General features: G+C 65.3%; 2 protein-coding genes. One reads left to right on the top strand and one right to left on the bottom strand.

Annotated elements, in window-relative coordinates; all coding sequences use genetic code 11:
- On the top strand, positions 1–185 hold a 185-nt coding region (locus tag ACSVDM_RS30790), incomplete at its 5' end, for a nuclear transport factor 2 family protein (protein ID WP_439269169.1).
- Between the two features lie 72 nt (positions 186–257).
- On the opposite strand, the gene ACSVDM_RS30785 is transcribed toward ACSVDM_RS30790, so the two are convergent.
- A partial coding sequence (locus ACSVDM_RS30785) for an aldehyde dehydrogenase family protein (protein WP_439269168.1) occupies positions 258–1,249 on the bottom strand: 992 nt, incomplete at its 5' end.

The raw sequence follows: 1,249 nt of genomic DNA, 5'->3' as shown, positions 1-1,249 counted from the left end.
TCGACATCCAGGGTGAGCAGGCGACCGCGGCCACCGATGTGTTCTACTTCCGGCTCACCGCCGACGGTACTCGGGTACTGCTCTCGGGCACTTACGCTTTCGAGTTCGTCAAACGCGACGGGCGGTGGCAGACCCGAAGCTTGAAATTCGCGAGTTTCGTCGCGGACAGTCCGGTATTCGGGTAGCGACAACCACAGACAACACGGGAGCCCTGCGACGATTCGTCGCAGGGCTCCCGTGTCAGCTCGAATGAGCGATTACAGCGGCCACTGCACATGTTTGACTTCGAAGAATTCGGCGAACCCTTCTTCGCCGCCCTCTCGGCCGATGCCGCTGTAGCCGGGCCCACCCCATGGCGCGTCGGCCCGCATGCCGCCGCCCCCGTTGATGGTGACCGTGCCCGAGCGCAAGCGTCGGGCGAATTCGATCGCGTCGGCTGTGGGCCCCCAAACATTGGCGTTCAGTGCGTATTTGACATCGTTGGCCATGCGGACGGCATCGTCCGGATCGGTATAGGGCATCACGACACCGACCGGTGCGAACAGCTCCTCCTGGGCGATCTCGGCTTCGTTGGGGACGCCGGTCACCAGGGTCGGCTCGAGGAAGAACCCGTCGTCGAGACCAGGCGGTCGTCCGCCGCCGAAGGGGGTCTCGGCTCCCGCGGCGCGTGCGCGGTCGAGGAAACCCTCGACGTTGGCGCGGTGTTCGGCGGTGATGAGCGGGCCGAGGACGGTATCGGGTGCGAATGGATCGCCGACGGTGAGGCTCCGCAAGAACTCGCTCGAGCGCTCGATGTATTCGTCGAAGTCGGCCTGTGGCACCAGCGTTCTCGTCGTCGCCCCGCAGGCTTGGCCGCTGTTGCGGGTGAAGCGCAACGCCGAGGCGGGGACCGCGCGTGCCAGGTCGGTACCGGGGAGCACGATGTTGGGTGACTTGCCGCCGAGTTCCAGGACGACCTTCTTCAAGGTGGGCGCGGCGAGGGTGAGGATCTTGCTGCCGACCGTGGGGGAGCCGGTGAAGGTGACCATGTCGACCTCGTGGGCAGTGACGACCTGTTCGGTGACAGCGGGGGAGCCGAACACGAAATTGACCGCACCGCTGGGGAATCCGGCCTCTTCGACGAGTTTCACGAACGCCGAGGTCAGGAGTACAGCTTTCGGTGAGGTGACCAGGATCGTGGAACATCCGGCGGCGAGGGCGGCGCCGAGTTTGTAGGCGCTCATCATGATCGGCACGTTGTAGGCGACGA

This window comes from Nocardia sp. JW2 (assembly GCF_051843015.1).
Classification (GTDB): domain Bacteria; phylum Actinomycetota; class Actinomycetes; order Mycobacteriales; family Mycobacteriaceae; genus Nocardia; species Nocardia coubleae.
This window is presented reverse-complemented; position numbering and strand designations above follow the sequence as displayed.